Origin of the sequence: Phormidium pseudopriestleyi FRX01 (assembly GCF_017313335.1) — a bacterium.
Lineage (GTDB): Bacteria > Cyanobacteriota > Cyanobacteriia > Cyanobacteriales > Laspinemataceae > Laspinema > Laspinema pseudopriestleyi.
Window position 1 is genome coordinate 1 of record NZ_JAFLQW010000658.1, and the last position, 7,863, is coordinate 7,863.

Here is a 7,863-nt window from a genome sequence, read left to right on the forward strand (position 1 = left end):
CAAGGTCCGGGGACCGGAGGTAAAAAACTTACTCTTGTAAGCCCTTTAGGGTGCGGGTTAAATTCCTCGGTTAACGATTGGTGCGAACGTAGTTTAAGATGCCCCGGGCGATCGCCTCCGCCATCCGGGTTCGTTGTGCCGCATCGGACAACATCCGGACATCATCGCGACCTGTAACAAACCCGACTTCCACCAAAACCGCAGGCATACTGGTATGGCGCAACACATAGAACCGCGCCTGTTTAACTCCCCGGTTTGGCATGGAGGAGAAATCTTGAAGCATACTATTTTGAATCGCCTGGGCTAGATTCCGCCCACTGGCATAATAGTAAGTCTCTAATCCATTCACTTCCGGTCGTCTGCCATTGACGGCATTGGCGTGAATGCTGACAAATAAATTGGCATTCACCCGATTGGCTAACTGGACCCGAGGTGCTAGGTCAATGGTGCGATCGTCCTGCCGCGTCATAATTGCGGTAATTCCCTCTCGTTCCAGAATTTCGGAAACTTGATGGGAGATATCCATGACCACATCTTTCTCTTGCAGTCCGCCAATGCCGACGGCACCGGGGTCACTACCCCCATGTCCGGCATCGATGACGACGGCAATTCGTCCGGCAGGGATGGGGGGAATTTCTGACTGTAGCTGATTCTCTGGTGATACGGATGGGGTTGAGTCGGGAGTGCTGATGGGAATCAACTGAGCGTTGGGATCCGTGGTGACAATCTCGGTGGATTCTAACTGGACTGCAAGGCGATCGCCGGATTGTTGTTCAACTCCAGACACTCGCACTCCGGCAGCGGGTTGGACTAGGACCACGACGGTTTCCGGGTCTTCCTGTGTCGGACGGACCCATAATACCGAGGAACCCCGTTCCGGTTGTAAGCGGTTGACATTATTCCCGAGGTGGGAGGAGTACAAAGTCAACCGATAGGCGAGGGTTTTTTGGTCCCATTCGGTGTTGTAATTTAGGGTGCGATCGGCCTTGACCACCACTTGATTGCCAACCAGTTCGATGCCATGAATCGTGGCTAATCCTGATGTAGCTTGAGCCGTGACTTGGGGCGGATTTTCCCCTTCGGGCCAGACGAGGACCTGTCCGCGATCGCTCACCTGTGCCTGCCAATTTTTATCCGTTTCGGTTAAGGTCAAAATCGCCCGAGTCAACGGCGGTGCACTGGATGCTTGCACCAATTGGAGTTGATTGACCCCAAGGCGATCGACGTTCATAAACCGTCGTTCTAGGTCGGGAGAGAGGGTGACTCCCGGGAGGTCAACGTTCACCCAGGTGCCATTACTACCCTGGTTAAGTTCTACGGTTGGGTTAGCCCCATTGGTATGAAAAATAAAGCCTTCGTCTTGAATCTCGACCTCTTGCAATTCGGTGTTCCCCCCGGTTGCAGCTAGAGGGGAGGGAGAATCGGACCTAGGACTGGATGAACCCTGGGCGACTGGGGATCCGGAGACCTGGGGGTCCGGTAATTGGACGGTCCATTGGGTCGGGGAACTGCCTTTGACTTCGACTTGTTGGGGGTCGAGGGTGTAACCGTCCGCCAATTCCACCACAATGCGGCTGGTTTGATTGTTGAATTGTCCCACCCGAATTTCGCGAATCGTTCCCCCTACCGGCTGAGTCACACTCTGACGCCCTAGGGTCGTACCAGGCAAATCTATCACCAATCGTGTGGGATTTAACAACAGTTTGGCGGTGGGTTGCACCCCGCCTCGGGTTGTAAATGAGAGTTGGTTGCGATCGGACTCAAACTGCCAGGTTTCTAGTTGAGCCGCTTCCACAGGGGGAGCAGCTAATAGAAATACACTGATCAGACTCTGGAGTATCCAGTTTTGGAGTTTAGCTTTTCTCAATGGGCTATTTTGACGATAGGGGAAATCGATGGTTTGGGTCACTTTCATAGTTTGCTTGCCAACTCTACGCCTGATTTGAGGCTCCCTCGCTATCCGTGAAAGCATTGCACCCAGAAATGTTTCTTGAGCCGGTTTGCTGCGGGGAGCTGACTTTAATTGTCATGACATTTGTCGCAATCTTAACCAAAGTTAAGAATGTCCGAAGTATAGCATAGGCTGTTACAAAATATGAAAGCCCTGATTTATTTTTTCAGCCCCTAGATTTACCCCTTTTGCAGTTTAACGAGCCTCGCGAATATACTGTAAGATTCCTTGGGCGATCGCCTCGGCCATGCGGGTTCGCTCGGTTGGATTGGCCAGCATTCGGGCATCATCGCGGCCTGTGACAAAGCCGGTTTCCACTAAAACTGCTGGCATATTGGTATGGCGCAATACATAAAATCTGGCTCGTCGGACGCGGCGATCGCGCATATTAGGAAAAGAACGCAACATACTCCGTTGAATGATCTGAGCTAACCGCTGCCCGCTATTGAAATAAAAAGTCTCTAACCCATTCACATCGGGACGAGACATACTAATTGCATTGGCATGAATGCTGACAAATAAATTAGCATTGACTCGATTTGCCAGTTGGGTTCTGGGGGCTAAACCAATGGTGCGGTCGTCTTGGCGTGTCATGACAACGGTTATCCCATTTTGCTCCAAAATTTCCGCGACTTGTCGGGAAATATCCAGGACCACATCCTTCTCTCGCAACCCGCCAATGCCGACTGCACCGGGGTCTCGGCCTCCATGTCCGGCATCAATCACGACTACCCTGCGGTTCGTCGGCACTCGGGGCGTCGAAGGGGCGGGAGTTTGGGGCGCAGGGGCCGCAGTTTGGGTAGCGGGGGGTGGAACGGCGATCTGTAGACTCCTTTCCCCGACAGCAACGGCTGGGGGTGTCTGGACTGGAGCCTCGGGAATGCTCTCCGGTTGCAACTGGACTAGAAGTTTGTTTCCAGGGGGTTGACTGATTTCCCCCACCCGAATTCCTGCTGCAGGTTGCACGAGGACAACCACGGTTTCTGGGTCCTCTTCAACGGTCCGCACCCATAACAGGGAGGATTGGGAGGGAGTTTTCAACTCATGAGGGGGTTGGGCCAGTTGGGATGAAAATAGGGTGATTTTATAGGCGAGAGTATCGATATCCCATTCGGTTTTGTACCCCACGGGGCGATCGCTATTCACGACAACCGATGTCCCATCATTCGCCAGTTCCACAGACTCAATGGTCGCTAAGGAGGGGAGACTGGAGGCACTCGGGGGTGTTCCACCTTCGGGCCAAATTACGACCTCCCCAAGGTCGGTGACTTGCGCTTGCCAGTTGCGACGGGTGTCGTTTAAATTCAACAAAACTCGGGATAACAGGGGGGAATCGGAGACTTGAATTGCTTCTAAGCGGTTGACGCCGAGGCGATCGACTCGCATCATCCGTTCGGTGATTTCTGGGGAGAGTTTCACGCCGGGAAGGTCCAGGGTCACCCAGGTGCGATCGGTACTCCATCTCAGGTCAATTTCAGGGGTGGGTCCCGAGGTTCGCAAAATAAACCCTTCATCCAGGACCTCAATTCCTTGGAGTAGGGTGCTGTTGACGGTGACCGCTGGAGGCGCGGGGACGGAGGGTTGAGTGGGTGAAATGGCGACTTCCCGCTGTGGGGTGGGGAGTTGCACCGTCCACTGACGCGGGGAACTCCCTCGAAATTGAACTTGATCCGGGTCAAGGGTATAGCCTTCGGCGAGTTCGACGACTATTCGACTGGTTTGGCGTTCAAACTGCCCGATCCGAATTTCCCGAATGGTTCCCCCGACCCGTTCTCGCACCGTAGTCCGGCCTAATCGGGTCCCGGGTAGGTCGATAATTAACCGGGTGGGATTAGACAGCAGTTGTGCCTTGGGTTGGACGTTTCCGGTGGTTCTAAAGTTGAGTTGGTTGCGATCGCGCTCAAACCGCCAGGAGTCTAATCGTGCAGCGACGGCAGGAGATGCGGCTAAAATCGAGGCGGCGATCGCTAAAACCACGAGCAGAAACCGCAATTTTCCGGTTTTGCTCGGACGTTTTGGACTCGGATTCAAATCTAATTGTTGGGTCACCTTAGTAATCTCTAGCAAACGACTGTACGCAGGTTTCTGATGCCCCCAGTCACCCCCCGGGAAAGAATCAATTTTGTAATTTTTTGACTCTTTAACCCGGTAGGCAGTGGGTATAGAATGCAGTTGATATTCCCGATGTTTCCCAAACTGATGCCTTAGAAAAAATTGGATTCATTTGTCTATCCTGATTGAACTTATAAACATCAGATGGGAGAAATATTATCGGGAATTAGGGCTAGTTTTTTGTTTCTTTGCTTTAGAGAGACGAATTACCGACAGAGTAAAGTCAGTCACTCCATTACACAACCCAAAAAACGAAAAAAAGCACAATCCTTCTATTTTGTCGATTGTGGGGTTGAAAAATAAGTCTAAAACCCCGAATAATAGTTCCAATCATGGACTGGAACTATAGCAATCCTCAATGATTTATGACATCTTCATCTCCCCTCTCCCCCCTTTGGGCCGCCTTATGTTGGGGGTGAGGGCATTCCACAACTGATAAAGGAGCTGCTATATTTAGAGGAAAACACGCGAAATTTAAAATTAGCCCAGTATTTTTAAGTGTAATTACACAGAAACTTAGGCTGATTGGATGCCGACAATACCGGCCAAACAGAATAGTGTAGGACTGTACGATTGTTGAAATCCCTGATCAGGATTAGAAAATAGATGCAATAAAAATAGCCCGATCGCTGTTGAAATCGCGGATTACCTAAGTGTTCAATGATACTCAAGCAGCTTGCGTGCGATCGTATCCTGCATTAGAAAGTTAAAAAATTTAAAATCCTACAAGACTTTGGTATAAAATACCGAAAATTCTTCCACAAAAGGACACAATAGAATAATTTGTTTTTTATATTAAGGAAGAATAACCTCTGAAATTTTAACCGGAGAAAGCACCCATGAGTCATCAACCTGTTCATGTAGCCCTCGCAATCCTGCATCAGGAGGGTCAGTTTCTCTTGCAACTGCGAGATAATATCCCTGGTATCGTTTATCCGGGATATTGGGGTTTATTTGGGGGACACCTGGAACCCGGAGAACTCCCTCTCGAAACCTTGCAGCGAGAATTACAGGAAGAAATTACTTATGAAGCCAAACAAGTGTCTGAGTTCGGTTGTTTTGAAACGCCAGAAGTCGTGCGTCATGTCTTTAATGTGCCGCTAACTGTGGAGATTGGGGAGTTGGTTCTTCATGAAGGATGGGATATGGGATTTTGGACCCCGGAGGATATTCGTCGCGGTAGTCGCTATTCAGAAAAAGCCGGTGAAGTCCGTCCTCTGGGAGAACCTCATCAACAAATCTTTTTAAAGTTTATGGCGGAGGGATTATTTTAAGCGTATCTGGGGCAGTTAAACTAGATTGACCCCCTTATTGTTGATTCCGAGAAAGATGAGCGATCGCCCTCTAACCACCGTAATTCTAGCCATGAGTGCCGATGGCAAAATTTCTGACTCCGTGCGATCGCCCATCCTCTTCGGTTCCCCCCAAGACAAAACCCATTTAGAACAACAAGTCGCCGCTGCCGATGCCGTCATCACCGGCGCCGGAACCTTCCGCGTCAAAGGCACCGCTATGCGAATCCTCAATCCCGACTTAATGGCACAGCGAGAAAGAGAAGGAAAACCCCCGCAACCTGTCCAAATCGTCGCCTCTGCCAGTGGCAACCTTGATCGCAATATCCCTTTCTTCCAACAACCAATCTCGCGCTGGTTACTCACCACCCCAACAGGTGCCGAACCCTGGCAAAACCATCCCGGTTTCGATAAAATTCTAGCCACCCAAACCCCCTCCGGTAGCGTAGACTGGCACGATGCCTTACAGCAAATCGCAAATTTAGGCATCAAAAAATTAGCCATCCTCGGAGGAGGAAACCTAGTCGCCTCCTTACTCGCCGAGGACCTCATCGATGAACTCTGGCTAACCATTTGCCCCCTCCTCCTCGGTGGCAGCGCCGCACCCACTCCCGTAGACGGCAGCGGATTTTCCACTCAAACCGCACCCCGCCTCGAACTCTTAGAGGTCAAAACCATCGACGCAGAGGTATTCCTACACTACCGCCTCCGCAGACAGCAAGAATCCACCTCCCCCCGTTCGTAGTAACGCCTTCAGGCGTTCTCCACGTTCGTAGTAACGCCTTCAGGCGTTCTCCACGTTCGCTGTCACAACTTCAATCCAAGACTTACGCATATTCTGAGAATCCACCCTAAATGTAGAGGCGATTCGCTTTCTCGCCCCTACATTTAGAGGTAATGCATACGCCCTACAGTCATTCCCCCCAAATTCCTTACAAGAGTAGGTTTTTTACGTTCAGGGGGATTTGCCTCACAATTAAGAACACGAACGGTTCCCTCCCCTTGCCAAGGGGAGGGTTAGGGTGGGGTCCTCCTGACGAGGCTTTGCCACGTCACGAAGAATTAGTGGGTGGAGTGTCCTCCTGACGAGGCTTTGCCACGTCACGAAGAAAGAGGTTGGCACCCGGCTTCATACAGGCGCGATCGCATCCTTTGAGTGCGTGACGTGGCGATCGCCACGTCATGAAAACCCCACCCTAACCCTCCCCTTGCCAAGGGGAGGGAACCGTTCGTGTTCTTATGCGTAAAAAACCTATTCTTGTAAGCCCCCCAATTCCCACTCACCCATCCAGAGTCCCTCCCACAGAGCACCTAGAATCGATTACCCTAGGGAAAGTGAACGCTCTACCCTCAACGGTTGGTAATGGTGGAACAGCTTAAGCCTCAAATTTCTGTTGCCTGGATTGACAACATCGCCGAAGTCCCCCAGACGGCGTGGGATGCTCTTGCCATCCCCCTGCAAACCCCTTTTTTTGAATGGAATTGGTTGCACAATATGGAAGCCTCCGGCAGTGCAACGGCGAAAACTGGATGGTTGCCGAATCATTTAACTGTGTGGCGACAAGGAGAACTTATCGGTGTCGCGCCGATGTATCTGAAAGGACATTCTCGGGGCGAATTTGTTTTTGATCACCAATGGGCGGATTTAGCCTATCGCCTAGGTGTGGAATATTATCCCAAATTGTTGGGGATGAGTCCAGTGACGCCGGTAACGGGATATCGGTTTTTGATTGCACCGGGAGAAGATGAGGAAGAGATTACGGGGATGATGATTCATGCGATCGACGAATTTTGCGATCGCCACAATATTTCTTCTTGTAATTTCTTGTATGTCGATCCAGAATGGCGATCGCAGATGGAACGATTCGGTTATACACCCTGGCTCCATCATAGTTATATTTGGCAGAATACAGGATTTAATACCTTTGATGATTACTTAGCCGTCTTCAATGCCAATCAGCGCCGCAACATCAAACGGGAACGCAATTCTGTCGCTAAAGCTGGGATTGAAGTCAAGGCGTTACATGGGGATGATATCCCTCATACCTTGTTACTGCGGATGTATCAATTTTATAGTGACCATTGCGATCGCTTTGGCTGGTGGGGGAGTAAATATTTAACCAAAGAGTTTTTTGAGCAACTGTATCACAACTTTCGCGATCGGGTCTTATTAATTGCTGCCTATCCCGAAGGCAATGATATTCGCCATCCCATCGCCATGTCCTTTTGCCTCACCAAAGGCGAACAACTCTATGGACGATATTGGGGCTGTAATTATGATATAGACTCCCTCCATTTCGAGGCTTGCTATTACAAACCCATCGAATGGGGAATCGAACATGGGATTCAATCCTTCGACCCCGGTGCCGGAGGACAACACAAAAAACGCCGAGGCTTTCCGGCAACTCCCAACCACAGTTTACATCGGTTTTACAATCAGCGCTTGGGTCAAATTCTTCGCCCTTATTTGAAGGAAATGAATCTGATGGAAGCCCAGCAAATTGATGC

At 50.5% G+C, this 7,863-nt stretch carries 6 protein-coding genes; 3 read left to right on the forward strand and 3 right to left on the reverse strand.

Annotated features, from left to right (window positions below; translation table 11 throughout):
* Positions 1-70: 70 nt before the first annotated feature.
* Both J0895_RS24675 and J0895_RS24680 read right to left on the reverse strand, forming a co-directional pair.
* Positions 71-1,915, reverse strand: coding sequence for an N-acetylmuramoyl-L-alanine amidase (locus tag J0895_RS24675; RefSeq protein WP_207090630.1), 1,845 nt, complete (start codon positions 1,913-1,915; stop codon positions 71-73).
* A gap of 231 nt (positions 1,916-2,146) precedes the next feature.
* Positions 2,147-4,000 carry an N-acetylmuramoyl-L-alanine amidase gene (locus J0895_RS24680; RefSeq protein ID WP_207090631.1) on the reverse strand — a complete coding sequence of 618 codons (1,854 nt, stop codon included), beginning with the start codon at positions 3,998-4,000 and terminating at the stop codon, positions 2,147-2,149.
* Positions 4,001-4,902: 902 nt separating this feature from the next.
* Between J0895_RS24680 and J0895_RS24685 the strand changes: the two genes are divergently transcribed.
* Positions 4,903-5,337: an NUDIX hydrolase gene (locus J0895_RS24685; protein WP_207090632.1), complete on the forward strand. Its 435-nt coding sequence runs from the start codon at positions 4,903-4,905 to the stop codon at positions 5,335-5,337.
* 25 nt (positions 5,338-5,362) lie between these two features.
* Positions 5,363-6,100, forward strand: coding sequence for a RibD family protein (locus tag J0895_RS24690; RefSeq protein WP_340643583.1), 738 nt, complete (start codon positions 5,363-5,365; stop codon positions 6,098-6,100).
* Positions 6,101-6,407: 307 nt separating this feature from the next.
* Here J0895_RS24690 and J0895_RS26620 read toward each other — a convergent pair whose 3' ends face one another.
* Positions 6,408-6,539, reverse strand: a complete 132-nt coding sequence (locus J0895_RS26620; RefSeq protein WP_277989901.1) for a hypothetical protein — start codon at positions 6,537-6,539, stop codon at positions 6,408-6,410.
* A gap of 179 nt (positions 6,540-6,718) precedes the next feature.
* Here J0895_RS26620 and J0895_RS24695 point away from each other — a divergent pair.
* The coding region (locus tag J0895_RS24695; RefSeq protein WP_207090633.1) for a GNAT family N-acetyltransferase at positions 6,719-7,863 on the forward strand (1,145 nt) is incomplete at its 3' end.

Bases quoted from the DNA above. Each gene is read 5' to 3' on its own strand.
- J0895_RS24675 (WP_207090630.1), bottom strand. From the start codon at position 1,915: ATGAAAGTGACCCAAACCATCGATTTCCCCTATCGTCAAAATAGCCCA.
- J0895_RS24685 (WP_207090632.1), top strand. From the start codon at position 4,903: ATGAGTCATCAACCTGTTCATGTAGCCCTCGCAATCCTGCATCAGGAG.
- J0895_RS26620 (WP_277989901.1), bottom strand. From the start codon at position 6,539: ATGACGTGGCGATCGCCACGTCACGCACTCAAAGGATGCGATCGCGCC.